The organism is Massilia sp. CT11-137, from assembly GCF_047302885.1.
GTDB lineage: Bacteria > Pseudomonadota > Gammaproteobacteria > Burkholderiales > Burkholderiaceae_D > Telluria > Telluria orientalis.
Window position 1 is genome coordinate 3,488,532 of record NZ_JBKYMP010000002.1, and the last position, 23,397, is coordinate 3,511,928.

General features: G+C 67.3%; 20 protein-coding genes. 7 read left to right on the forward strand and 13 right to left on the reverse strand.

The features are described 5' to 3' along the window. Nucleotides 1–5: 5 nt before the first annotated feature. Nucleotides 6–416 carry an alternative ribosome rescue aminoacyl-tRNA hydrolase ArfB gene (gene arfB, locus ACEN98_RS32315; protein ID WP_413388922.1) on the reverse strand — a complete coding sequence of 137 codons (411 nt, stop codon included), beginning with the start codon at nucleotides 414–416 and terminating at the stop codon, nucleotides 6–8. After that, nucleotides 416–1,708, reverse strand: a complete 1,293-nt coding sequence (locus tag ACEN98_RS32320) for a cyanophycinase (RefSeq protein WP_413388923.1) — start codon at nucleotides 1,706–1,708, stop codon at nucleotides 416–418. Before ACEN98_RS32320 ends, arfB begins: the two co-directional genes overlap by 1 nt. 180 nt (nucleotides 1,709–1,888) lie before the next feature. On the opposite strand from ACEN98_RS32320, the gene ACEN98_RS32325 reads away from it, so the two are divergent. Next, nucleotides 1,889–2,290, forward strand: coding sequence for a hypothetical protein (locus ACEN98_RS32325; protein WP_413388924.1), 402 nt, complete (start codon nucleotides 1,889–1,891; stop codon nucleotides 2,288–2,290). Between the two features lie 216 nt (nucleotides 2,291–2,506). On the opposite strand, the gene ACEN98_RS32330 is transcribed toward ACEN98_RS32325, so the two are convergent. Continuing rightward, the gene (locus ACEN98_RS32330; RefSeq protein ID WP_413388925.1) at nucleotides 2,507–5,389 is read right to left on the reverse strand and encodes a glycosyl hydrolase 115 family protein; all 2,883 of its coding nucleotides are present in this window, start codon (nucleotides 5,387–5,389) and stop codon (nucleotides 2,507–2,509) included. Between the two features lie 28 nt (nucleotides 5,390–5,417). Next, nucleotides 5,418–6,674 (reverse strand): SGNH/GDSL hydrolase family protein, encoded by a 1,257-nt coding sequence (locus ACEN98_RS32335; protein WP_413388926.1) that lies wholly within the window; start codon nucleotides 6,672–6,674, stop codon nucleotides 5,418–5,420. A 114-nt stretch (nucleotides 6,675–6,788) separates the two neighbouring features. On the opposite strand from ACEN98_RS32335, the gene ACEN98_RS32340 reads away from it, so the two are divergent. Beyond that, a complete protein-coding gene (locus ACEN98_RS32340) occupies nucleotides 6,789–8,156 on the forward strand; it encodes an enolase C-terminal domain-like protein (protein WP_413388927.1) in 1,368 nt (455 codons plus the stop codon). Nucleotides 8,157–8,171: 15 nt separating this feature from the next. On the opposite strand, the gene ACEN98_RS32345 is transcribed toward ACEN98_RS32340, so the two are convergent. The 3 genes from ACEN98_RS32345 to ACEN98_RS32355 form a co-directional block, all read right to left on the reverse strand. Further along, nucleotides 8,172–10,556 carry a putative bifunctional diguanylate cyclase/phosphodiesterase gene (locus ACEN98_RS32345; protein WP_413388928.1) on the reverse strand — a complete coding sequence of 795 codons (2,385 nt, stop codon included), beginning with the start codon at nucleotides 10,554–10,556 and terminating at the stop codon, nucleotides 8,172–8,174. Nucleotides 10,557–10,724: 168 nt separating this feature from the next. Then, entirely contained in the window at nucleotides 10,725–11,684 is a 960-nt protein-coding gene (locus ACEN98_RS32350) for a chemotaxis protein (protein ID WP_413388929.1), read from the reverse strand. Nucleotides 11,685–11,827: 143 nt separating this feature from the next. After that, nucleotides 11,828–12,787 (reverse strand): MYG1 family protein, encoded by a 960-nt coding sequence (locus ACEN98_RS32355; RefSeq protein WP_413388930.1) that lies wholly within the window; start codon nucleotides 12,785–12,787, stop codon nucleotides 11,828–11,830. A gap of 67 nt (nucleotides 12,788–12,854) precedes the next feature. Between ACEN98_RS32355 and ACEN98_RS32360 the strand changes: the two genes are divergently transcribed. Beyond that, nucleotides 12,855–14,123, forward strand: coding sequence for a cyanophycinase (locus tag ACEN98_RS32360; RefSeq protein WP_413388931.1), 1,269 nt, complete (start codon nucleotides 12,855–12,857; stop codon nucleotides 14,121–14,123). Nucleotides 14,124–14,356: 233 nt separating this feature from the next. On the opposite strand, the gene ACEN98_RS32365 is transcribed toward ACEN98_RS32360, so the two are convergent. Together ACEN98_RS32365 and ACEN98_RS32370 are read right to left on the reverse strand one after the other, a co-directional pair. Next, nucleotides 14,357–14,926 (reverse strand): DUF6036 family nucleotidyltransferase, encoded by a 570-nt coding sequence (locus ACEN98_RS32365; RefSeq protein WP_413388932.1) that lies wholly within the window; start codon nucleotides 14,924–14,926, stop codon nucleotides 14,357–14,359. Between the two features lie 389 nt (nucleotides 14,927–15,315). Next, a complete protein-coding gene (locus ACEN98_RS32370) occupies nucleotides 15,316–15,801 on the reverse strand; it encodes a winged helix-turn-helix transcriptional regulator (protein WP_160410490.1) in 486 nt (161 codons plus the stop codon). Nucleotides 15,802–15,907: 106 nt separating this feature from the next. Here ACEN98_RS32370 and ACEN98_RS32375 point away from each other — a divergent pair, with 106 nt between their 5' ends. After that, entirely contained in the window at nucleotides 15,908–17,212 is a 1,305-nt protein-coding gene (locus ACEN98_RS32375; RefSeq protein WP_413388933.1) for a D-amino acid dehydrogenase, read from the forward strand. Continuing rightward, a complete protein-coding gene (gene alr, locus ACEN98_RS32380; RefSeq protein WP_413388934.1) occupies nucleotides 17,209–18,348 on the forward strand; it encodes an alanine racemase in 1,140 nt (379 codons plus the stop codon). The genes ACEN98_RS32375 and alr overlap by 4 nt, the downstream gene beginning before the upstream one ends. A gap of 8 nt (nucleotides 18,349–18,356) precedes the next feature. Here the strand turns inward: alr and ACEN98_RS32385 are convergent, their stop codons facing one another. The 3 genes from ACEN98_RS32385 to ACEN98_RS32395 form a co-directional block, all read right to left on the reverse strand. Beyond that, a complete protein-coding gene (locus ACEN98_RS32385) occupies nucleotides 18,357–19,490 on the reverse strand; it encodes a non-reducing end alpha-L-arabinofuranosidase family hydrolase (protein ID WP_413388935.1) in 1,134 nt (377 codons plus the stop codon). Between the two features lie 168 nt (nucleotides 19,491–19,658). Then, nucleotides 19,659–20,339, reverse strand: a complete 681-nt coding sequence (locus ACEN98_RS32390) for a 2-hydroxychromene-2-carboxylate isomerase (protein ID WP_413388936.1) — start codon at nucleotides 20,337–20,339, stop codon at nucleotides 19,659–19,661. A gap of 12 nt (nucleotides 20,340–20,351) precedes the next feature. Continuing rightward, a complete protein-coding gene (locus ACEN98_RS32395) occupies nucleotides 20,352–21,173 on the reverse strand; it encodes a CmcJ/NvfI family oxidoreductase (RefSeq protein WP_413388937.1) in 822 nt (273 codons plus the stop codon). 115 nt (nucleotides 21,174–21,288) lie between these two features. Here ACEN98_RS32395 and ACEN98_RS32400 point away from each other — a divergent pair, with 115 nt between their 5' ends. Both ACEN98_RS32400 and ACEN98_RS32405 read left to right on the forward strand, forming a co-directional pair. After that, nucleotides 21,289–22,200 carry a LysR substrate-binding domain-containing protein gene (locus ACEN98_RS32400; RefSeq protein ID WP_413388938.1) on the forward strand — a complete coding sequence of 304 codons (912 nt, stop codon included), beginning with the start codon at nucleotides 21,289–21,291 and terminating at the stop codon, nucleotides 22,198–22,200. 66 nt (nucleotides 22,201–22,266) lie between these two features. Continuing rightward, nucleotides 22,267–22,497, forward strand: coding sequence for a hypothetical protein (locus ACEN98_RS32405; RefSeq protein ID WP_413388939.1), 231 nt, complete (start codon nucleotides 22,267–22,269; stop codon nucleotides 22,495–22,497). Here the strand turns inward: ACEN98_RS32405 and nhaR are convergent. Next, a complete protein-coding gene (gene nhaR / locus ACEN98_RS32410) occupies nucleotides 22,487–23,389 on the reverse strand; it encodes a transcriptional activator NhaR (protein WP_413343525.1) in 903 nt (300 codons plus the stop codon). The genes ACEN98_RS32405 and nhaR overlap by 11 nt on opposite strands. Nucleotides 23,390–23,397 lie beyond the last annotated feature (8 nt).

The window sequence follows — 23,397 nt, forward strand, 5'->3', positions numbered from 1 at the left end:
GGCCGCTACTCGCGCACCTTGCCGCGCAAGGCCTTCACCTGGCCCCGGCCGGCCTTCGATTCGAGCCGGCGCCGTTGCGACCCCAGCGTGGGCCGCGTGGCCCGGCGCACGAGCGGCACGACGGCCGCCGCGTCGACGAGCGCCTGCAGCCGCGCCAGCGCCTCCGCGCGGTTGCGCTCGAGGCTGCGCGCGGACTGCGCCTTGATGACGATGACGCCGTCGCGCGTGATGCGCGCGTCCCGCAACGCGCGCAGGCGCGCCTTCACGTCCGCAGGCAGCGAGGAGGCGCCGATGTCGAAGCGCGCCTGCACGGCATTCGACACCTTGTTCACGTTCTGCCCGCCCGGCCCCTGCGCACGGATCGCGCTGAATTCGACCTCGTCCGGATCGATTGCGACGGGCGGGCGCATGGGCATCAGCGGACCTGGGCGCCCAGGATCGCGCCGCCCGCCGTGCCGTACACGAACGGACCATTCAGCGACGAGCCGTCGGAATACGTCGTCGGCGTCTGCTGCGTCCAGCTGGACAGGTTGAACGTCGCATTCGTCCTGAAGCTGTACTGCGGCGCCGACGGATACGGAGACGGCTGCGCCACCTGCGCGCTCAGGCGGTAGACCTGCACGCCGCTGTTGATGTCCAGCGTCTTCTTCGCGGCGCACTGGGCGGGCGTGCGCGCGAGCTTCGTGAAGTAGGCGGAGTTCTGCGGCGCGTACGGTGCCGTCGTGTTTTCCTGGTTGTACGGATTGGCGACCAGCTGCGCCTTGACGCTGCCGCGCGGCCCGGACACCAGCACGGCCGTCTCCTCGTCGACGCCGATGCCCAGCACCTGGTCGAACCGCTCCACGCCGCCGGGGCAGCCGTCGCCGATGCGCGAGACGAAGCCGATCAGTCGGCCCAGGCGGTCGCGCGTATTGAAGTGGTCGTCGGTGATCGTCTTTTCGAGGCCGGGGATGCTGATGAAGCTCCCCGTCTGGATGAATTTGCCGGACGACGTGTTGAGCGGATCGATCGTCATGTAGCGGTTGAACGGATTGGCCAGCGCCTCGTCCGACGTGACGGTGTCGTTCAACGCCGCGAACGCATACTGGCCCAGCATCGCATTGCCGGCGCTCGTGCCGCCGATCGGGATGCCCGCGCCGACGGCGCGCTGCAGCGCGGCAGCCAGCGGCGTGCTTTGCCAGTACTGGTAATAATCGGCCTGGTCGCCGCCGGCGATGAAGATGGCGCTCGCTTTCGAGATCACGTCCAGCACGAACGGATCCGCGGCCGCGGTGCGGCTCGGGATCACGAGGGTCTCCACCGAGGTCACGCCCAGATCGAGGCCGCCGACCATCTCGTAGTTGCGGCTCGTCGTCGTATCGACCGTGCCGAGGCGGCTGTAGACGTACGGGTTGTACGCATCGCTGCCCGTCGCGCGGAGGATGACGAAGCGGCCGCCGGTGGCCCTCGTGATGCCGGCCTGCCCGATCATCCAGCGGAACGCCTCGGCCACGTCGTAGCCGCCGCCCATCAGCACGACGGACGGCGTACAGACCGTCTGCCAGCACGACACCGGTTTTGCACGTACGGGCGCGGCCGGGTTGCCCACGTAGCTGTACGTATATTTGGGACCGGCGTGCGCCGCCTCGGCGGCGAGCAGCGGAGCGATGGCGAGCAAAGAGCGCGCGAGCAATGCAGGGACGGCCTTCGATTTCAGCGTGGAAGTCATGTAGGCTCCAATGGGCGGTGGGTTCGGAACGGCTGGCTATGGCAGGCTCAGCATATTATCTTTTTTGCACCACAGGAACCGGCTTCGCTAAGGGAGTGCCGGATTTTCGGCATTTGCACCACACGCGGGCGGCGTGTATCGTCATGCCTGACCAATGAACCGCCTTGAGAGAACCGTACGATGAGTTTCGACCTGATGGTGTTCGCCCCCGACGCCGCCCCGGCCAAACGGCCCGCCTTCCTCGACTGGTACGAGCAACAGACCGAATGGACGGAGGACCACGGCTACGACGACCCGCGGGTGGCCACACCCGCGCTGCAAGCCTTTTACGCGGCGCTTGCGGCCGAGTTCCCGCCCGCACCGGCCGGCGCCGAGGATCCTGAAACCGGCACCGACTACACCGTCGGCAAGACGGTCATCTACATGTCGTTCCTCGACTGGGACCGGATCGACGCGGCCTGGGAAGCCGTGCACCGCCTGGCGGCAAAGCACGAACTGGGCTTCTTCGACGTCAGCTCCGACCTCGCCGAAGTGTGGCTGCCCGACCGCAAGGGCGGGCTGCGGGTTGCGCATTCCGATTGATGAAGCGGGAAGATACCCCGTCATGCCCTCGCAGGCGCACTAGTGTCCGGAATATTGTTTTCAAAAGCCGTCAGAAACGGCATCGTCATTCCCGCGCACGCGGGAATCCATGCCGAGTATGCTGGCCACGTTCGTCATTTCCAACTCGTTGGTCACAAAGAGTCGGCTTCGAGCAGTCAGCATGGGTTCCCGCTTTCGCGGGAACGACGGTTTGAGCTAGTTCGTCGACACGGACCCGACGCGCGGGCTTTCCTGCGGGCCGAGATAGCTCGGCTTCAGGCCGCCCGCGTCGATCACGACGCGTTGCAGCACGAGTCCCGGATCCAGCGCCCAGAACTTCAGCGTGTGGCGTCCCGGCGCCTTCACCTCGTGCGCCGTCGTGAACTGCGCGACGCCGTCCGTGACGATCTTCTCCCAATGCTGCAGCGATGCATCCGCATGCACGTCGACGATGCGCGGCGCCTCGTCGTCGATGGAGACGGCATAGCGGAAACCCGCTCCCGGCCGGAATTTCAGCGTGGGCGCCAGCGTCGCCTGCACGTTCACCTTGCCCGGCTCGAACAGGTAGACGTCGTACTCGAGCCGCATGCCATCCGCCGGCGCCAGCGCGGGCGCGTCCACCGGCAGCGTGGTCATGCCGGACAGCGTGCGGCCCAGGCCCGGTACGCGCAGCCATTCGCGCCCGGCAGGGGCCAGCGCGCGGCTGTAGTGTTCCGCCTCGATGGCGACGGTGCCGCCCGTCTCCACGAAGCCGGCGACCTTCGTACCGCGCTGGTCCGCGTGGCGCAGCGGGACATCCACGGCGGCCCGCTGGCCATCCGGACCGGTCACCAGCACGCGGCCGGACGTCGCGCCCGCCGGCACCTGGTCCCAGCGCACGTCGACGGTGATCCGCTTCGACTTGTCCGTCGTGCCGGACGATTCGCCCAGCACGATCCACGGCTGCTCGGCACGCGCGGTCCAGGCCACGGGCGCGGCGCCGCGGTCGAAGACCTCGATGTAGCGGTTCGCCTTGTCGAACGGTTCGAACGCGGGCAGGCGCAGGTCCTTCGCCGCCGGCCAGGCGGCGTCGCTGCCCTCCACCGCGACGCCCAGCGCCGGCGCGGCCGGCAGCGCGATCTCGCGCACCTCCGGCATGATGTTCGTCGCGGGATCGCGCCAGCTCGTGTAGCCGATGTGCGTCTGCGCCATCATGTGGTTCCACTTGCCGCCATTGATCGCGTGGTACTCGCGCGAGATCGCGGCGTCCTGCGCGAACACGTCGCGCGCCCGCGCGGCGAGGTCGTTCGTGTCGGCGCGGCCCTGCTGCGCGTGGAGGCGGTTCGCCTGCACCGTCGCATACAGTTCGCCCAGCGTGCCCGATGCGCGCACGGGATGCTCGACGAGCTGGAAGAACGCGTCCTTCTGCGCCGGCGCCAGCTTCGCCTTCACCCGCTCGACGCGCGCGGCGAGGTCGCGCCAGTCGGCGACGATGCGCTCGGACTCGCGGTAATTCGTCGCGCTGTACGTGCCCGGCTCCAGCTGTTCCGGCCGGCGGCGCCCGTTGTAGCGGGCGTAGGTCTCGACGATGTCGGCGATTTCCGCGGCAAGGTCAGGTGACTGAGCGCCGCCGAACTCTCGCGTCGCCCACAGCTTCAGGTACTCGGGCAGGCGCGACGCGGGCCACGCGGCCGGGTTCCACGCATAGGTGAGGAAGAATTCCGTCGGCACTTCCATCGGCTTGAGGTCGCCCACGTTCACGACCCACAGCCGGTCCGCGCCAAGGCGCCACGCGAGGTGCATCTGTTCCCACACCTTCGGCAGCGGCGTCACGTTGATCCACTTGTACGAGCGCGGGCCGCCCACGTAATCGAAGTGGTAGTAGATGCCGGCGCCGCCGCTGCGCTTGCGTTCTTCCGCGGTCGGCAGGCGGCGGATATTGCCCCAGTTGTCGTCGCACCAGAGCAGCGTGACGTCATCCGGCACGCGCATGCCCTTCTCGTAATACTCCTGGACTTCCTTGTACAGCGCCCACACCTGCGGTACCTGCGGCAGCGGTTTCCCGGTCGTCTTCGCGATCATCGCGCGCTGGTCGGCCACGATCCGCTGCAGCAGCGCGACGTTCGATTCCTCCGACATCGGCTCGTCGCCGTCGCCGCGCATGCCGAGGGTGATGACCTTGTCGTAGTCCTTCGCGCGGTCCAGCCCCTGCTGCCAGAACTCGCGCAGCACCTGTTCGTTGCGGCTGTAGTCCCACGGACCCTTGCCGTACTTCTTCCACTCCGCGTGGGCGCGCATCAGCGGTTCGTGGTGCGACGTGCCCATCACGATGCCCATCTCGTCGGCCAGCGGGCCGTTCTCCGGATCGTCGTCGTAGAACGCATTGCCCCACATGGCGGGCCACAGGTAGTTGCCGCGCATGCGCAGGATCAGCTCGAACAACTTGCCATAGAACTTGTGGTTGAAGCCGCCGAATTTTTCCTTGGCCCAGCCGGACAAAGCGGGCGCCTCGTCGTTCAGGAAGATGCCGCGGTAGCGCACGACGGGCGCGTCGGCCACGCGCGTGCCGGCCGCCACGGCGAGCACGTCGTGCTTCGCGGGCGCGACGTCGGCCCACCAGTTCCATGGCGAGACGCCGATCTGCTCGGACACCGTGTACAGCCCGAAGATCGTGCCGCGGCGGTCGCTGCCCGCGACCACGAGCGCACGCGCCACGCCCGGCAGCGGATTGCGCACCGTCTGCACGAGATAGCCTTCCCATTTCCCGCGCACCGCCTTCGCATCGATCTTGTTCTCGCGCGCGAGGCGGTCGATCAGCGCGCTTTGGCCGAGCGTGCCGACGATGACGACATCCGAACCCTTCGCGACGGCGCCGGCCGACGCCAGCAGCGCGGGCCGGATGCCGGACACGCGTTCGATGTCCGCCTGCAGGTCGGCCGCCGCGCGGCGCACGCCCTTGAATTCGTTCGGGTCCACGAGGATGCGCGCGGCCTGCCCGGACCGCGCGAGCACGACGGCATCCTTGCCGGCTTCGAACGTGACGAAGGGGCGCTCTCCCAGCGCCCATGCCGGCTGTGCGGCCGCGAGCGCCAGCATGGCGGCGGCGACGAGTGATCTCATAAGTCTCCTGATGTTTTTATAGGTGGTTTCAGCCTGCGATGCGGCACGTCTTGAGTTGCTCCAGCGGCACCGCGTCCGCCATCGCCTTGTAGCCGGCGGTCGACGGATGCAGGCCGTCGTTGTCCAGGGTCTTCAACAGGTGGTCCGGTTTGGCCGGATCGCGCAGCGCCGCGTCGAAGTCGACGACGCCGTCGACGACGCCCGCGGTACGGATCCACTGGTTGTACGCGAGACGGTCCGCCTCGTTGTCCGCACCCGGCGCGTAATAGCCGCTGCCGGCGTACGGGGTGATCGTCGCGCCCAGCACGCACACGCCCCGCAGATGGGCGCGCGCGACGATCTGGCGGTAGGCCTGTTTCAGGTCGTCCAGCAGGGCCGCGCGCGCCGCCGGCGTGTCTTCCTTGTTCCGGTGCTGCACGCCGAAGTCGTTCACGCCGATCATGACGATGGCGTGCGAGACGCCCGGCCGCGCCAGCACGTCGCGATCGAAGCGGGACACGAGGTTCGGGCCCAGGCCGTCGCGCAGCATGCGGCCGCCGCCGATGCCCGCGTTGACGACGCCGACGTTCGTCATTCCCGCGGCGCGCAGGCGGGTCGCGAGGCCGTCCGTCCAGCGCGCATACGTATCCGGATTCACGCCGTAGCCGTCCGTGATCGAGTCGCCGATCGCGACGACCGTATGCGCCCCGGCACGGGCCGGCACTTCGACGCCCGTGATCTGGTACCAGCGCGTAAAGGTGTCGGCCTGCGGCCAGCTCGCGGCCTGGACCTGGTTGCCGGGCACGCGGAAGCTCGTCGCCCGGGCGCCCGGGTGGCCCGTCTGGCGCGCCGGCGCCTGGGCGAAATGCAGCGAGATGGCGAGATCGGCGCCCGCCGCATGCGGCAGGTCGATCGGGTCGCTCAGGTATTCCGCGCCGGCGGGGATGGTCACGGACGCGGCGCCGCCGAAACGCAGCGGGCGCAGGCTGGCGCCGTCGACGTCGGCCTTGCCGGGCGCGCGCGCCAGCGCGACGCTGCCGGCGTCGATCACGAGCGGCGCCGTGCCGAACGCGTTGGTGAGCTTCACGCGCAGCTGGTCGCCGCTCAGCGACACCCTCACGATCTGGCGCAGGCTGGCGTCCTGCCACTGCGCGGCGGGGAGTTCGTTCTGGCCTTCCGGCACGAGTTGGGCACTGCCCCACGAGGCGACCCAGTGTTCGCCGGCGGGGGTTTGGACGGCGATGGCGGCACAGCCGCCGAGAGAGAGACACAGGAGGCTGGCTGCCAGAATCGATTGACGCGACATCGTTATTCCTTCACACTGGGGAAATGGTTGCGCTACCATTCTAGTTTAGATCAATGTTACGGGCAACGAGATATATTTTTTTTATATGCCCGACATCACCAGGAGACCCATAAAATGCCCCTCATCCAGCGCGCCGCCAGCCCGATCATCACCGACATGCAGGTGATCCCCGTGGCCGGCCGCGACAGCATGCTGCTGAACCTGTGCGGCGCCCACGCGCCCTACTTCACCCGTATCCTCGTCCTGCTGAAAGACAGCGCCGGCAACACCGGCATGGGCGAGGTGCCCGGCTCGAACGGCATCCTGCGCGCGCTGGAGCGGCTCGTGCCGCTGGTGACGGGCACCGAAGTGGCGCGCTACAACCGCACCCTGAACGTGCTGCGCGCGGCGATTTCCGGCGTGAGCCACCAGGTGACGTCGCGCGCCGAGGAAGCGGTCATGAAGCAGCCGCACGAGATCAACCTGCGCCTGGAAAACGTGGTGACGGCCGTGGAAGCGGCGCTGCTGGACCTGCTGGGCCAGCACCTCGCGGTGCCGCTGTGCGAACTGCTCGGCGACGGCCAGCAGCGCACGCACGTGACGATGCTGGCGTACCTGTTCTACATCGGCGACCGCACGCAGACGGACCTGCCGTACGAAGGCGAGGCGGCCAAGGATGGCTGGTACAAGGTGCGCGACGAGGAAGCGTTGACACCCGAGCAGATCGCCGACCTGGCATCGGCCGCCGTCGACAGGTACGGCTTCCGCGACTTCAAGCTGAAAGGCGGCGTGATGCGGCCGGAAGACGAGATCGCGGCGGTGGCCGCGATCAAGCGGCGCTTCCCGGATGCGCGCGCGACGCTCGATCCGAACGGCGCGTGGTCGCTGGAAGAAGCGATTGCCGCCTGCAAGGGCCAGGGCCATGTGCTGTCGTATGCGGAAGACCCGTGCGGTCCGGAGAACGGCTACTCGGGCCGGGAAATCATGGCCGAATTCAAGCGCGCCACGGGGATCCGCACGGCGACGAACATGGTCGCGACCGACTGGCGCCAGATGGCGCACTCGCACCTGCTGGGTGCCGTCGACATCCCGCTCGCCGACCCGCATTTCTGGACCATGCAGGGCTCCGTGCGCCTCGCGCAGCTGTGCCACGACTGGGGCCTGACGTGGGGTTCGCACTCGAACAACCACTTCGACGTGTCGCTCGCGATGTTCACGCACTGCGCCGCCGCGGCGCCGGGCGACATCACGGCCATCGACACGCACTGGATCTGGCAGGAAGGCCGCGAGCGCCTGACGACGGAACCGCTGCAGATCGCGGGCGGCCAGGTCGCGGTGCCGGACGCGCCGGGCCTGGGCATCCAGCCCGACATGGAACGCATCCTCGCGGCGCACGAGTTGTACAAGAAGGTCGCGGGCGGCGCGCGCGACGACGCGATGGCCATGCGCTACCTCGTGCCCGGCTGGCAGTACGACCCGAAGAAGCCGAGCTACGCGCGCTGACACGAGCGCGAGGTGTCAGGCGGCCAGCACTCCCGGCACCTCGCATTGCAGGAATTTGTCGAACTCCGCCAGCGCCATCGGCCGCGCGAACAGATAGCCCTGGGCTTCGTCGCAGCGGCAGCCGCGCAGCGTCTCCATCACCTCTTCCGTCTCGATGCCTTCCGCGACCACGGTCAGGCCGAGCGCGTGCGCCATGTGGACGAGGGCCGCGACGAATTCGTCGCCATTGGGGCACTCTTCCAGGAAGAACGAGCGGTCCAGTTTCAGCACGTCGACGGGGAAGCGCTTCAGGTACGACAGGCTCGAATAGCCGGTGCCGAAATCGTCCAGCGCCAGCTTCACGCCCAGGCGCTTGAGGCGGTGGAGCACGTCGACGGACTGGTCGATGTCGTCGATCAGCGCGCTCTCCGTCAGCTCCAGTTCCAGCGCGCGCGGCGCGAAACCCGTTTCGCGCAAAGCCTGTTCGACGTCGGCCACGAGCTCCGCCGACCGCAGCTGGCGCGCCGACACGTTCACCGACACGTGCAGCTGCGTGCCGTATTGGTCGGACAGGCGCTTGCCGACACGGCAGGCCTCGCGCAGCGCCCAGCGGCCGATCGCCTCGATGTGGCCGCGCTCTTCCGCGATCGGGATGAATTCGAGCGGCGACACTTGCCCCAGTTCGGGATGTTTCCAGCGCAGCAGGACTTCCACGCCGCGCAGGCGCCACGTGCGCACGTCGATGCGCGGCTGGTAATACAGTTCGAACTGGCCCAGCTCCAGCGCGCGCCGCAGCGCCGCCTCCACCTGCAGGCGGCGGCGCGCTTCCACGCTCATCTCCGGCTCGAAGAACTGGTACGAGCTCGCGCCCAGCGCCTTCGCCTTGTACATCGCCGTGTCCGCGTTCTGGAACAGCAGTTCGGGCGTGGCCCCGTCCTGGCCCGACAGGCTGATGCCGATCGACGCGCCCACGCACATCTCCAGCCCGTCGATGTGGAAGGGATTGGTGAGGGTCTCCAGCAGCCGCTGCGCGATGCCGGCGGCGGCGCCGCGGCCCGCGCAATGGGCCGCCACGACGAATTCGTCGCCGCCCAGCCGCGCCACGACGTCGCCCGGGCGCAGGCACGACTGCAGGCGCTGGCCCACCTGGCGCAGCAGATGGTCGCCGGCCGCGTGGCCCAGTGAATCGTTGACTTCCTTGAAGCGGTTCAGGTCGATGAACAGCACGGTGGTTTCCGCCTGGCCGCGCGCCTGGCCCAGCATCGACCGCAGATGGCCGTTCAGCCACGCGCGGTTGGGCAGGCCCGTGAGGTCGTCGCGCGTGGCCAGCTGCTCCAGCCGCTCCTCCGCGCGCTTGCGGTCGGTGATGTCGTGGAAGAAGACCGACAGGCCCTCGTCGTGCGCATACACGCGCACGCTGAGCCACACGCCTTCCGGTTCGTAGAAGGTTTCGAACGCCGCGTTCGCACGCGTCGCCATTGCCCGCCGGTAGATGACGCTGGTCTCGGTGCCGTCCAGGTCGTTCGCGACGTCCCACAACACCCTGCCGCCCGAGGTGCCAGGCTCGACGCCGGCGAACACCTCGGCCAGCGTGTTGGCGTACGTGATCTCCCAGTTGCGGTTCACCGAGAAGAACCCGTCCTCGATGCTTTCCAGGATCGTGCGCAAGCGCGCATGCGCGTCCTCGACGCGGTGCAACATCTGCCTTTCACGTGTGATGTCGCGCGATACGAGCACGGCGCCGAACACGGTGCCCGTGACCGGATCCGTCACTTTGCGCACCTTGGAGCCCAGCTCGACGTAATGGCCGTCGCGGTGCCGCTTGCGCACCACGAGCACGTCGGCGATGTCTTCACCGGCGAGGAGGCGCGCGAGCGCGGCGCCGGCCGGCGCCTGGTCGTCCGGATGGAGGAATTCGAGGACGCTGCGCCCCACCAACTGCGCCGCGTCCCAGCCCACGACGGCCGTGTACGACGGCGACACGTGGAGGTAGCGGCCATCCACGCCGCAATGTGCGATCAGGTCCATGCTGTGGTCGACGATGAGGCGGTGCTCCGCCTCGCTGCGCAGCGCGCGGTCGAGGGTGGCTTTCTGCTCCGTGACGTCGGCGAAGGCGCCGGACCAGCCGGCGATTCCGCCTCCCGCCTCCATGCGCGGCAGGCCGGACACGACGATCCGGCGCACGCGGCCGTCCGCGCACGGGATGTCGACGTCACAGTGGAATGGCGCGGCCCCCGCCAGCGCATCCGCGACGCGGTCCGCCGGCTGCGCGTCCGCGGCGTACAACCGTACCCAGTCCTGCAGGCGCGTCGCGACGGCGAACGGCGGCAGCGCACCGGGCCCGTGGTCGACGACCGACGTGCACACGCCTTCCGTATCCGTGGTCCAGATGCTCGCGATAAAGGATGTCGGGTGTGGCATGGGATTCTGAAAAGGTGGGAAACAGCATCCTAAGCTGTCATTATGCACCATGACTATTGCTGCAGGACAAAACCCACACACTCAGCTTGAAGATGTTGCCCGACAACAACTCAGAAGGGCGATGCAGCACGGTGCCGGCGGCGAAGCCGGCACCGCGTGAACGAGGAATTACTGGCGCAGCAGCGTGCGCAGGGTGCGCGACAGGTCCTCGGCCGAGAACTTGGCGACGTAGGCGTCGGCGCGGACGTTCTTGACGTGTTCCTCGTTCGTCGTGCCGGACAGCGACGAGTGGATCACGACCGGCATGTTGCCGAAGCGCGCGTTCGACTTGATGTTGCGGGTCAGCGTGAAGCCATCCATTTCCGGCATCTCGAGGTCGGTCAGTACGAGGGCGACCTTGTCGTGCACGGTCTTGCCCTCGGCTTCCGCCGCGGCGGCAATATGGTTCAGCTGGTCCCAGCATTCCTTGCCGCTCTTCGTCATCACGAACGGGAGGCCCATCGCGTCCAGGCCCTGCTCGATCAGCGCGCGCGCGACGACGGAATCGTCCGCGGCCAGGATCACGGCGCCCGGCTTCAGCTTCATCTTGGCGCCGACGGCATGTTCGATGTTCCCGGTCTGCGCTTCCGGATTCAGCTTGCGCAGGATCGTCTCGACGTCGAGTACCTGGGCCAGGCGGGCCGGCTGGCCGTCCACCGCTTCCAGGCGCGCGATGCTCGTGACCATGCCGCTGCCGGCGCTCGTCTCGGCCGACATCACCTGCGTCCAGTCGAGGCGCACGATTTCTTCCACGCTCTCGACGGCGAACGCCTGCGTGGTGCGCGCGAATTCCGTCACCAGCATGATGTTCAGGCCGGTCTTGGGCGTGACGCCGGCGATGCCCGGCAGGTCGAGGACCTGGATGATCTGGCCGCGCAGGTTGACCACGCCGATGACGTGATCGGGCGCGCCGGCTACCTTGGTGATCGTCGGCATGGCGACGATCTCGCGGATCTTGAAGACGTTAATGCCGAACAGCTCGCTGTGCTCCCCGCTGGCGTCGCCGCCGAGACGGAAAAGCAAAAGCTCGAATTTGTTCGTGCCCGTGAGGTTGCTGCGCTCGTCGACTTCCTGCTGAACCGATTTCATGTCCCATCCCAAAAAGGTTGATTCTTTTGGGAAATTCTAGACGCGAACCGCGTGCCGGTGTAAAGACCAGCAAGAATCTCCGTCACATTTTAGTGATTTCGCACCAAAAAACCACACACGTTTGATGAAATCGTAACGGCTGATCACGCTGTCGAGGCCTGCGCATCCACTTCCCGCAGCGCCTGCCGCGCCATCTGGAGAATGCCTTCGAACGACTTCGCGGCGGCGATGAAGCGGCCGTTGTGGCAGAAACCGGCATCCGGCACACCCGTGACGGCGGCCAGGTCGGCATCGCGCAGGCCCGCCCAGGCCGCCGGCAGGTCGGCGCGCGCGTCGAAGCTTTCCGCGCTGACGGGCACCGTGTGGATCATGTGGCGCTGCTCGGCCAGGCTGTAGCTGATGACGAACAGCACCTTCGGCATCTCCTTGCGCACGATGGCCGTCCACGGCAGTGCGGCATTTTTCAGGTACAGCACGCGGCCGCCTTCGAGCACCTCGGCATGCCGCACCTGCTCCACGGCGAGCTGCGCACCGACGCGGTACTTGACCGCATTGATCATCAGGTCCGTGAGCAGGCCCAGCACGCGCCGGAACTGCTCGTCGCGGTAGGCCTCGGCGGCCGGGCCATAGCCGAGCCGCTGCTCGTCGAGCCAGTTCGGGTTGAAGCCGGAGACGATCGCGGACAGGCCGTAGCTGCCCGGGGCGTTGCGAGCCGCGCCCACGTCGGACAGATCGAGGTATTGCACGACGTCCGCATCGATCGCATACGCCATCTGCTGGGCACCCTCCTCCGACAATCTGTAGCCCGCGTGCCGTTCGGCCAGCAGCGCCACGCAGCGCGCGCCGTATTCGCGCCACACGAGGCCGGCGCTGGCATAGGGTACGCCGCTGACGCGGGCGCCGTCGAAGCCCTTCTGGTGGTGGTCGAAGCGGCCCGCGGCCGGGTTCCACTCGCCGCCCACGTCGATGGCGACGTCGGCCCGCGCGATGATGGCGGGGTCGCGCGTGCGGACGAGCTCCGCGTCCGGATACAACAGCAACAGCACGGCTACCGCCCACGCGTCGTCCGCGTGGAATTTACCGCTGTGGGTCACGATCAACATACTGGCTCCAGTCTGAATGCATACCCCGATGATACCGGCTTTGGCCGCAAGGCCGGGCACGGGTATCATGCTTCGTATCCCCATCCGCATCGAGACGACCCCCATGGCGATCCGTTTTCCGACCCTGCCCCTCGCTTTCGTACTGAGCCTCGGCCTGGCGCCGGCCGCCGCGCGCGCGGACGCGCAGGCACCCGCGGGCGCCGCGAAGGGCTCGCTCGTGATCGCGGGCGGCGCGCTGCGGGCCGACAACGCCTCCGTGTGGAAGAAGATCGTCGAGCTTGCCGGCGGCCGCGGCGCGCGCATCGCCGTGTTCCCGACGGCGGCCGGCAACCCGGAGCGCTCCGGCCGCCTGACGGCCGAGATCCTGGCCAGCTACGGCGCCCGCCCGTTCGTCGTACCGCTGGCCGCCAGGCTGGCCGGCACCGACGCGCGCCGGGCCGCCGACGACCCGCAACTGGCGGCCAGCGTGCGGGCGGCCGGGGGCGCGTTCTTCACGGGCGGCGACCAGGGCCGCATCACGGCCGCGCTGCGCCACGCCGACGGCGGCAACAGCGCCGTGCTGGACGCGCTGTGGGACCTGTACCGGCGCGGCGGCGTCATCGCGGGCACGAGCGCCGGCGCCGCCATCATGAGCAAGACGATGTTCTACGAAGGCCGCGCCCCGCTGCCCACGCTGCGCGACGGCATCACGGACGGCCGCGACATCGCGCCGGGCCTCGGCTTCATCGGCGACGAGGTGTTCGTCGACCAGCATTTGCTGATCCGCGGCCGCTTCGCCCGCATGCTGCCCGCGATGCTCGCCAAGCACTACAAACTCGGCCTCGGCATCGACGAGAACACGGCGGCCGTCGTCGCACCGGACCGGTCGATCGCCGTCATCGGCTACAAGGGCGCGCTGCTGCTCGACCTCGGCCAGGCCAGCGTGGACGCCGCGCGCACCGGCTTCAACGTCACGGGTGCCCGCATCAGCTACCTCGACAGCGGCGACCGCTACGACCCGGCCAGCGGCCGCTTCACGCCCGGTCCGGACAAGGAAAGAGTCGACCCGGCCGACCCGTCGTACCGGGGCCCGCTGTTCGCCGCCGACATCCTCGGCAACACGGCCGTCGCCGACCTGCTGATGAAGCTGTGCGACAGCGACCAGGCGCGCGCCACGGGCATCGCGTTCGGCGACCCGGCCGGCGCCGCGGCCGACCGCGGCTTCGAATTCACTTTTACGCGCACGCCGGAAAGCGAGGGCTGGACGTCGAACCGGGCCGATACCTATTCCGTGTACCGGGTGCGGATGGACGTGCGGCCGGTGAAGCTGGCGTTGCCGCTGTATCGGGCGGAGTGACGATGGAGCCACCCAAGAGTCCGCTCAACGACCCGACGCTATCGACAGGATGCCGGCATGTACATCGCGCAGCAGTGCTTCGGCTCGTCCGACGAGGACATCGACACGCGTGAAAAATAAGTGATTCTGACCACCGTCATATCCGCCGCTGGTTTTGTCGCATTGAATCGGACGCACAACCTGTTTGTTCAGCGCTTCCGCAGGTGCTCCAAGGCTTGTCGCTCAGGTTCCCATCAGGACCCGGAACCTCTTGTCAACCGATCAGCGGTCGCAAGGACATCGCGCAAATTCATACGAAGGCAGTCCGTATTCCCGACATATCCCCCGAGCGCTTCTTCGGCGCGTCGTTGAATCTCGTCAGCGGAAATCCGAAAACGCGAAATGATCTCCGCGATGTCTTGCGCATCCGGCCCGGAGTAGCGCGCGATTTTGCTGATGATGAGATCGAGTGGATTCAGGACAAAGACGTGGACGAACTCAGTTCCGATCGGTACTGGGACCGCATCCTGCAGGTAGTCCTCATGCATCAGCGCGAAACTGCTGTTGTAGCTTGGATCGAGATAAAGCATATCGCCGTTCTTTGTCTCGACGATAAGATCGGCCGGCAAAAGAATCCGCTTAGAAAATTCCGCATCGACATCGGTCGTGACCCGCGCGGCCGTGTACAAATGAATCGCCATTCCCCCTGCGATGACCATATTGATCGGCTCACGCAAAGCAGTGCGCTTTTCGAGCTCCCGGATGAGCGTACGCAGCCCCTCCGCCAATTCGGTATGGGTCGCGAATTCGACCGGAGTCACCACGTGCGCACCCCGGCCATGCGTTTCTCCAGCAACTGCCGCAAGCGCGGGACATCCGCCACGAGACCGTCACTGACGACCTTCGGGAACGGACGGGGTACGACAGCCGCTTGTTCATAGAACCGACGAGATGCCGCGTCGAGAAAATCGGCTGCCACTCGATACCTCGTCCTTAAAAGTTGTGCCGAAAGCCGATACACATCGGCTTCCCGATCCGATGCCGGAGGGCGGTGATGTGCCACTGCATCCGCTAATGAATCCACAAGAAGGGCTTCGGCTTCTCTCGTCCACATCCCATTATCCTCTGACCGTGCAAGAGCTCGCTCAGCGCCAGCTCGGTGTGTCGATACTATCATGGCGCATTGCCATCCATACCTCATCTTCTCCCGCCGTCAGCGCGCGATCGACACCGCCAGCGTCTCCTTGACCTCTTCCATCACGACATAACTCTTCGACTGGCCGCCGTCCGCCACATGCAGGATCTCGCCCAGTAGTCTCCGGTACTCCGTCATCTCCGGAATGCGCGCCTTGATCAGGTAGTCGAAATCGCCTGACACGAGGTGGCATTCCATCACCTCGGGAATCGCCAGCATCGCCCGGCGGAAGCGCTCGAACGCCTGCTCCGACTTCTGGCGCAGCGTGATTTCCACGAACACGAGGACCTGCAGCCCCAGCGCCCGCGGCGCCACACGCGCATGGTAGCCGGCGATGACGCCGTCGCGCTCCATGCGCTTGACCCGCTCGATGCACGGCGTCAGCGACAGGCCGACGCGCTCGGCCAGGTCCTTCATCACGATGCGGCCGTCGTCCTGCAGGATGGAGAGGATGTGCAGGTCGATGCGGTCCAGCACACGGTTCGAGTCTTTTTGCACGCGCATGATTTTTCACTGAAAAGTTAATGGTAAACCGAAACAATTATCGCATTCCTACTACTACAATAAAAACATCTTCTAATTCTAGAATAACAGAGACACAAGGAAAACTATGCGCGTCATCGTACTCGGCAGCGGCGTGGTCGGCGTGACCACCGCTTATTACCTGGCCAAGGCCGGCCACGACGTTACCGTGATCGACCGTCAACCGGGTCCGGCCCTCGAAACCAGCTTCGCCAACGCCGGCCAGATCTCGCCGGGCTATGCGTCGCCGTGGGCGGCGCCGGGCATTCCGCTGAAGGCATTCAAATGGCTGTTCCAGCGCCACGCGCCGCTGGCGATCCAGCCGGACGGCTCCCTGTTCCAGCTCCAGTGGATGTGGGAGATGTACCGGAACTGCGACGCCGGCCGCTACGCCGTCAACAAGGAACGCATGGTACGCCTGGCGGAATATAGCCGCGATCGCATCCGTGCGCTCCGTGCCGAGACGGGCATTGCCTACGAAGGCCGCCAGCAGGGCACCTTGCAGTTGTTCCGCACGCAGGCCCAGTTCGACGGCGCCGCGAAGGACATCGAGGTGCTCAAGGAAGCCGGCGTGGCGTTCGAGGTGCTGGGCCGCGAACAGCTCGCGCAGGCCGAGCCGGCACTCGGCAACGTGCGCAACAGGCTGGTCGGCGGCCTGCGCCTGCCGAACGACGAGACGGGCGACTGCCAGCTGTTCACGACGCGCCTCGCGCAGATGGCGCGCGACCTCGGCGTGCGCTTCCAGTTCGACACCGCGATCGAGCGCCTCGACATCGCCAACGGCCAGATCGTTGGCGTGCACACGAGGAAAGGACAGGAGCGGGGCCGGGCGACGGCGGACCGCTACGTGCTGGCACTGGGCAGCTATTCGCGCCTGCTGCTGAAGGATCAATTCCGCGTCCCGGTCTATCCGCTCAAGGGCTATTCGATCACCGTGCCGATCGTCGATGCGGCCAGGGCACCGGTCTCCACGATCCTCGACGAGACCTACAAGATTGCCGTGACCCGCTTCGACGACCGCATCCGCGTCGGCGGCATGGCGGAGATCGCGGGCTACAGCAAGGTGCTGAATCCGCGCCGGCGCGAGACGCTGGAACTCGTCGTCAACGACCTGTTCCCGGGCGGCGGCGACGTGGCGCGCGCCACGTTCTGGACGGGCCTGCGTCCGATGACGCCGGACAGCACCCCGATCGTGGGCGCGACGCCGCTGAAGAACCTGTTCCTCAACACGGGCCACGGCACGCTGGGCTGGACGATGGCGTGCGGCTCGGCCAGCGTCATCGCCGACCTGGTGAGCGGCAAGGTTCCGGCCATCCACGCCGACGACCTGGCCGTGTTCCGCTATGCCGGCACCCGGACCGCGAACGTGCGCGCGGAGCTGGCCAAGGCATGAACGCGGTCGCCCATCCCTCGCACATCGTCCCCCCGGCCCACGCCGCCCGTGCCGGCGCCGTCCTGACGATCGACCTGGACGCCATCGCGGCGAATTACCGCCTGCTGGCGCAACGCGCGGGCGGCGCCGTCGTCGCCGGCGTGATGAAGGCCGATGCCTATGGTCTCGGCATGGCGCGCGTGGCGCCCGTGCTCGTGCGCGCGGGCTGCCGCGTGTTCTTCACGGCCCACGTCGACGAAGGCATCCGCCTGCGCGACATCGTCCCGCCCGACAGCACCATCTACGTCCTGCATGGCCCGCCGCCCGGCACCGCCGCCGACTTCCTCGCACACGGCTTGACGCCGGTGCTGAACGACCCGGGGCAGGTGCGCGAATGGAGCGCCCTGTGCGCACGCGTCGGCCGCCGTCTCGCGGCCGCGGTGCAGGTCGACAGCGGCATGTCGCGCATGGGCCTCGCGCCCGCCGATCTCGCCGCGCTGGGCGAACCGCGCGACTGGCTCGCCGCGTTCGACCCGGTCCTACTGATGAGCCACCTGGCCTGCGCGGACGTGCCGGACCACCCGATGAACGAGCACCAGCGCCTGCGCTTCGACGCCATCCGCGCGCAGTTTCCCGCCATGCGCGCCAGCCTCGCGAATTCGTCGGCCGTCTTCCTCGGGCCCGATTTCCATTACGGCCTCGTGCGCCCCGGCGCCGCGCTGTACGGCATCAATCCCCAGCCGGGCGGTGTGAACCCGCTGCGCCAGGCGGTGTCGCTGGACGTGCGCATCGTGCAGGTACGGACGATCGAAGCCGGCGCCGCCGTCGGCTATGGCGCGCGCTATGTGGCGGAGGGTACGCGCCGCATCGCCACCATCGCCATCGGCTATGCGGACGGCTGGCTGCGCGCCCTGTCCGGCCGCGGCAGCGCGTATATCGACGGCGTGCGCGTGCCGGTCGCGGGCACCGTGTCGATGGACAGCATCACGCTGGACGTCACCGGCATTCCGGACGCGCGCCTGCAGCCGGGCATGACCGTCGAACTGCTCGGGCCGCACCAGCATGTCGACGTCGTCGCGGCGGAGGCCGGGACGATCGGCTACGAACTGCTGACGCGGCTGGGTGCGCGGTTCGAGCGGCGTTACCTGGGCGGGTAGTCGAAGCCCTACCGGCGGCAGAGTGCGCTCACCGGATTGTCGCCTTTCGCGGTGATGACACCAAGGCGATACGGCAGCTTGATGTAATCGTCCACGCGCACTTTCGGGTCATTGCCCTGGAAAAGATATTCGAGAGGCCGGCAAGGATCGATCGTCATCGTCTGGTCGGCATTCGTCCGGATCATTTCACCGTGCGAGATGCCTTCGGACCACAGCGGTTCGACGTTATCGCTACCGGCGAATGTATTCATCGGCGCGGACGAAAACGGCTCCCATTTCCCATCCAGGCGATCGCTCTTCCAGATGCGGAAGTAGCGCCCTTTCGGCGAGATGGCCTCCACCAGCGTGATGTACGTATCCGAATTCGCGATCCGGTAGGTGTTGCTGGCCTCGAATACATCCTCGGTCTTTTCGCTGATCACCGCGACGGTATTGCGGAAGCCGTTCGGGAACTCGCTCAACCCCGTTTCCGAGCGCAGCAAGCGCCCATGGTCGTCGGTATTGAACAGATAGCATTTCTTGTCGTCGCAGATCACCCAGAAGTCCAGCCAGCCATGCCCTTGCGGTGGCTTGACGATGTCCGGGACGACGGAAAAGAACGGTTTCGGGGCGCTCCACGACATCGGATCGCCGATATCGTCCGACGTCGAATACAACGGGTCGCCGCCCTGGTAGACGAGATACCATTTCTTCTGCGGCGCGAAATAGAATACTTGCGGCGCGGCGCGGTAACCCGGGCCCATTGGCGATTTGTCGAGCGGGACGATCTTTGCCGACGCCGCTTCCGTCCATTTCCCGAAGCTCGTGTACGCGAGCCCCCAGCCTTTGGAGCCGGCGGTCGTCATGAACACGTGATATTTTCCGTTCACGTACACGATCGACGGGTCTTTTACACCGTAAATCGTCTGGCCTGCAGCCGGTTGAGGCGATATCAGCGGTGCGCTCGACGTCCAGTTGAACGTCGACTTTGCAGGCGCCTGTACGGGCTCGGCGGCACTGTTCGCCAGGACAGCGGCGAATGTCGCCCCGAGAATGCACTTCCCAAGTTTCATGGTGTTCCTATTGTTGGCACGTTGAATGATGCAAGCGGTCGCGGGAGATTGTATGCTATGGATCGAATGCCAAAAATCGCGGAAACGCATGTTTTCCGCCAATCGTGCCAATGAAATTGTCCGATCGGGGCGGCGGAGATGAAGCAGGACGACATCAATGAGATCGAATGGCGTAATCCGGCCAACTGGACCTGGCGCGGCCCGCTCGGCCTGTATGCCAGCAAGCGCGACACGCGCCTGCTGGTCCCCAAGGCCACGCTAATGATGGGTTGGACGCTCAACTTCGGGCACCCCGGCTGGGCCGGCGTCCTGGTTGCCCTCGCGGCCCTGGCGCTCGTGCTGGCGGTGGCGCAGCGCTTGTTCCCGTAGCGCGTCCTCGAGCCGGTCGTTCCCCCAGAACATCTCGCCGCCCGCGAAGAACGTGGGCGCGCCGAAGATGCCGCGGGCCTGGGCCGCCGCCGTGCGCGCATGGAGCGCGGACTTGCACGCGTCCGACCGCGCCGCCTCGATGACCGCACGGCTCTCAACGCCAAGCCCGGCAAGAATGGCGCCGATGACCGCCTCGTCGCCGATGTCCCGGTCATCCGCGAAATTGGCCAGCATGATCTGCTCGCAGAATGCGAATTCCCACGCCGTCCCCTCCGCCTGCAACGCGACCCGCGCAGCCAGCAACCCGTTGCGCGGAAAGACGGACGGGCGCCGCCAGCGCAAGCCGTATTTTGCGCACTGCCGCTCCATGTCGCGCCACACATAGCGCCCCTTGGCCTCTTGCAGCACGAACGGCGACGTCTCCCACCCCTGCGCCTTGAAGATCGGCCCGAGCAGGAATGGCCTGGGCACCACCCGCACGCCCGCAGCGGCCGCGAGACCACGAATCCGCATCATGCCCAGGTAGCTGTAATTGCTGCCGAAGTCGAACCAGAATTCGATCGCATTCATGTACGGCTCCTGTCAGTCGAAGATGAGAAGGCAGCGGATCTCGATGCTCTCGCGCGGCGGCGTGCCGGGCGGCGTGTCCGGATGGGCGAACGCGGCGTGCGGCGTGAAGCATGGCATGCCGTCCAGGGAATCGTACTGCTTGAACACCAGCACCTCGTCGAACTGCATCGCGGGAAAATACGTCCACGCGTGGGCCGGGTTGTGCAGCACTTCGAAGATCTCGCCGGTGCGGGTCGGGTAGACGATGTCCGCCGCCACGAGATCCGACCGCGCCACGGTGCGCGCATCGCAGACCGCCAGCGGCGCGTCCAGCACCGGCAGCCTGGTCGTACGCCACAGGTTGAGGATCGCATGGCGCGCGGCCGACCGGAAGCCGTGCGCTTCCATCTCGAGCGCCAGCCTGCGCTGCGCCGACGCCGGCGTGAAGTCGCAATGGACGCGCGTGGCGGTGCTGGGACGCTGGCCGTCGCGCGCGCCGAACGGCGTCAAGGTGCCGGGATCGCGCCGGCGCACGAGATGATCGAACACGATGGCGCGGCGCGCGCCGGTGACGGCCCGCGCCAGTGCCTCCATCTCGCGGTAGTACACGCGCTCGATGGCGTCGCGCCCGGCGAACGACGGCATCGCGCTCGGAGCGCTGCACAGTTGGAAGCCTTCGCGGTCGAGCGCGGGCGGATCGCCGGCGGCGCGGCCGTCGCGGATCGTCACGGGCATGGATGCGTAATCGCCGGTGTCCCACGCATGCCCGCCGGGCGGCGCGAGCATCCAGGTGACGGGTTTGCGGTCTGCGCTTTGCAGGTACTCGAGTGTCGCGTCGACGGTGGCCGGATGCATGCTGGGTCCTTGGATGAAGTGGCGAAGAATCTTCATTACAAGCTGTCGCGGCCTGCCCATCAAACGTTTAAAATGACCGCATCGCATGCCGGATCGGCATGTCAGGACCCTGCCCATGCCGAACCGCCTGATCGACCTGCCGCCGCTGGATCTGCTGCGCACCTTCATCGCAGTGGGCCGCCGCATGAGCATCACGCTGGCCGCGCAGGACTTGTGCATCGTGCAGTCCGCCGTCAGCCGCCAGATCCAGGCGCTGGAAGCGGCCCTCGGCTGCCGCCTGTTCGTGCGCGGGTATCGCAGCATCGAGTTCACGCCCGAGGGCCGGCACCTGTTCCGGAATGCCGATCCGATGCTGGAACAGCTGGGGTCCGTGATCGGTACGCTGCGTCCTCCCGCCGCGCGGCCGTGCATCACGATCACGGCCACCATCGGCGTCACCGCCCTCTGGCTGCTGCCCCGGCTGGGCGCCTTCCAGCGCGGAGCGCCCGACATCGACGTGCGCGTCGCCGCCACCAATCGCGTGATGGACCTGCAGCGCGACGGCATGGACCTTGCCCTCCGCTATTGCCCCGACGCGGCGGCGCCGGGCGGCGCGGCCCGCCTGTTCAGCGAGATCCTCGTGCCCGTGGCGCACCCGTCGCTGGGCGTGACTGCCATCGAGGAGCCGGCCCAGTTGCGCCGGCACGTGCTGATCGATTACGACGACAGTTCGCGGCCCTGGCTGCAGTGGAAGCATTGGCTGCGCGGCGCCGGCCACAAGACGGGGACGTCCGGCAACGGCCGCCTGCTCTTCAACCAGTACGACCAGGTGGTGCAGGCGGCGCTGGCCGGACAGGGCGTCGCGCTCGGCCGCCTGGCGCTGGTCGGCAACCTGCTCGCGGAAGGCAAGCTCGCGGTGGCGACGGCGCGGCCGCCCGTGACGACCGATCACGGCTACTGGCTGCTGGCGCGGCCCGGCGCGGACAGCCGCGCGCTGTCGGCAGTGCGGGACTGGATTCTTGCGGAGGCCGCGGCGACAAATCGATGACAGATTTCATCCGATATCGCGACTATATTGGCGAGACCCAAACCAAAAAACCAGGGACTACCAGGCATGATGAAACCTCTCCTGATCGCCGCGGCAGCGGCATGCATGCTGGCCGGCTGCGCCGCAGCGCCGACCGGCGACGGCCCGCAACTCGCGCGCGAGGACCGCGAAGCGCCCACCGGCAGCATGCTGCCGCGCCGCCACCAGACCGGCACCCCCCAGGTGATCAACAAGGACCAGATCGACACCAACCAGATCCTGAACCCGGGCGCCACCCAGCCGCACATCAAGCCCTGAACAGCATGTCCCGCGCGAGCGCGCCGATCGCGACCGTGGCCGGATGGCTCATGCGCCGTTCGGTCGTGATCGCGTAGACCTGCTCGACCACGGCATCGACCGTGCCGAGCGCGGCGACCTGGTACTGGTCGCACACCTGCGCCGCGATCACCGTCGGCGCGAAGAACACCCCTGCTCCCGACTGGCCGAATGCCTGCATCATCGCGCTGTCGTCGAACTCGCCGATGACCCGGACGTGGATGTCGGCGCTGTCGAGCCAGTGCAGCAGACGGCCCCGGATCGCGACATCCTCGCCGGGGAACAGGACCGGCGCATTGTCGAGGCACGCCGGAAAATCGGGCCCCAGCCGGGCCGCCAGGTCCGCGGTGGCGAACGCCGTCATCGAACTTTCCCCCAGCAGGTGGTTGTAGGCGCGCACGCTGAAGTGCGCGGGGATCGTCCGGTCCGCGATGACGAGGTCGAGACGGTGCACGGCCAGGTCGGCCAGCAGGTTGTCGAGGCGGCCTTCGCGGCATACGAGCCGAACCGGCTCCTCCAGCTTCAGGGCCGGCTCCACGAGCCTGCACGCGATGAGTTTCGAGACCGAATCGGCGCAGCCCACGCGAAACGGCTGCGGCGACGCGAGCCGGCTGTTCCGCACGAGTTCCAGCAATTCATCCCCGGCGGTGAAAATCTGTTCGGCCGAGCGGGCAATGCGCCGGCCGGCCTCCGTCAACTCGAGGTTGCGCCCGGCGCGCCGGAACAGCTGCACCCCCAGCGTGGCGGCGAACTCGGACAGCTGCCCCGAGATCGCGTGCGGCGTCAGGTGGAGCTGCGCGGCGGCCGTGGCGATGCTGCCCGTCTTTGCCACCATCCAGAAGTAGCGCAAATGCTTGTAGTTGAGTGAGCTCATGGCGTCCA

Excerpts from the sequence above, each read along its gene's own strand:
- arfB (WP_413388922.1), bottom strand. The coding sequence starts at position 416 with ATGCCCATGCGCCCGCCCGTCGCAATCGATCCGGACGAGGTCGAATTC.
- ACEN98_RS32320 (WP_413388923.1), bottom strand. The coding sequence starts at position 1,708 with ATGACTTCCACGCTGAAATCGAAGGCCGTCCCTGCATTGCTCGCGCGC.
- ACEN98_RS32325 (WP_413388924.1), top strand. The coding sequence starts at position 1,889 with ATGAGTTTCGACCTGATGGTGTTCGCCCCCGACGCCGCCCCGGCCAAA.
- ACEN98_RS32330 (WP_413388925.1), bottom strand. The coding sequence starts at position 5,389 with ATGAGATCACTCGTCGCCGCCGCCATGCTGGCGCTCGCGGCCGCACAG.
- ACEN98_RS32335 (WP_413388926.1), bottom strand. The coding sequence starts at position 6,674 with ATGTCGCGTCAATCGATTCTGGCAGCCAGCCTCCTGTGTCTCTCTCTC.
- ACEN98_RS32340 (WP_413388927.1), top strand. The coding sequence starts at position 6,789 with ATGCCCCTCATCCAGCGCGCCGCCAGCCCGATCATCACCGACATGCAG.
- ACEN98_RS32345 (WP_413388928.1), bottom strand. The coding sequence starts at position 10,556 with ATGCCACACCCGACATCCTTTATCGCGAGCATCTGGACCACGGATACG.
- ACEN98_RS32350 (WP_413388929.1), bottom strand. The coding sequence starts at position 11,684 with ATGAAATCGGTTCAGCAGGAAGTCGACGAGCGCAGCAACCTCACGGGC.
- ACEN98_RS32355 (WP_413388930.1), bottom strand. The coding sequence starts at position 12,787 with ATGTTGATCGTGACCCACAGCGGTAAATTCCACGCGGACGACGCGTGG.
- ACEN98_RS32360 (WP_413388931.1), top strand. The coding sequence starts at position 12,855 with ATGCTTCGTATCCCCATCCGCATCGAGACGACCCCCATGGCGATCCGT.
- ACEN98_RS32370 (WP_160410490.1), bottom strand. The coding sequence starts at position 15,801 with ATGCGCGTGCAAAAAGACTCGAACCGTGTGCTGGACCGCATCGACCTG.
- ACEN98_RS32375 (WP_413388933.1), top strand. The coding sequence starts at position 15,908 with ATGCGCGTCATCGTACTCGGCAGCGGCGTGGTCGGCGTGACCACCGCT.
- alr (WP_413388934.1), top strand. The coding sequence starts at position 17,209 with ATGAACGCGGTCGCCCATCCCTCGCACATCGTCCCCCCGGCCCACGCC.
- ACEN98_RS32385 (WP_413388935.1), bottom strand. The coding sequence starts at position 19,490 with ATGCGTTTCCGCGATTTTTGGCATTCGATCCATAGCATACAATCTCCC.
- ACEN98_RS32390 (WP_413388936.1), bottom strand. The coding sequence starts at position 20,339 with ATGAATGCGATCGAATTCTGGTTCGACTTCGGCAGCAATTACAGCTAC.
- ACEN98_RS32395 (WP_413388937.1), bottom strand. The coding sequence starts at position 21,173 with ATGCATCCGGCCACCGTCGACGCGACACTCGAGTACCTGCAAAGCGCA.
- ACEN98_RS32400 (WP_413388938.1), top strand. The coding sequence starts at position 21,289 with ATGCCGAACCGCCTGATCGACCTGCCGCCGCTGGATCTGCTGCGCACC.
- ACEN98_RS32405 (WP_413388939.1), top strand. The coding sequence starts at position 22,267 with ATGATGAAACCTCTCCTGATCGCCGCGGCAGCGGCATGCATGCTGGCC.
- nhaR (WP_413343525.1), bottom strand. The coding sequence starts at position 23,389 with ATGAGCTCACTCAACTACAAGCATTTGCGCTACTTCTGGATGGTGGCA.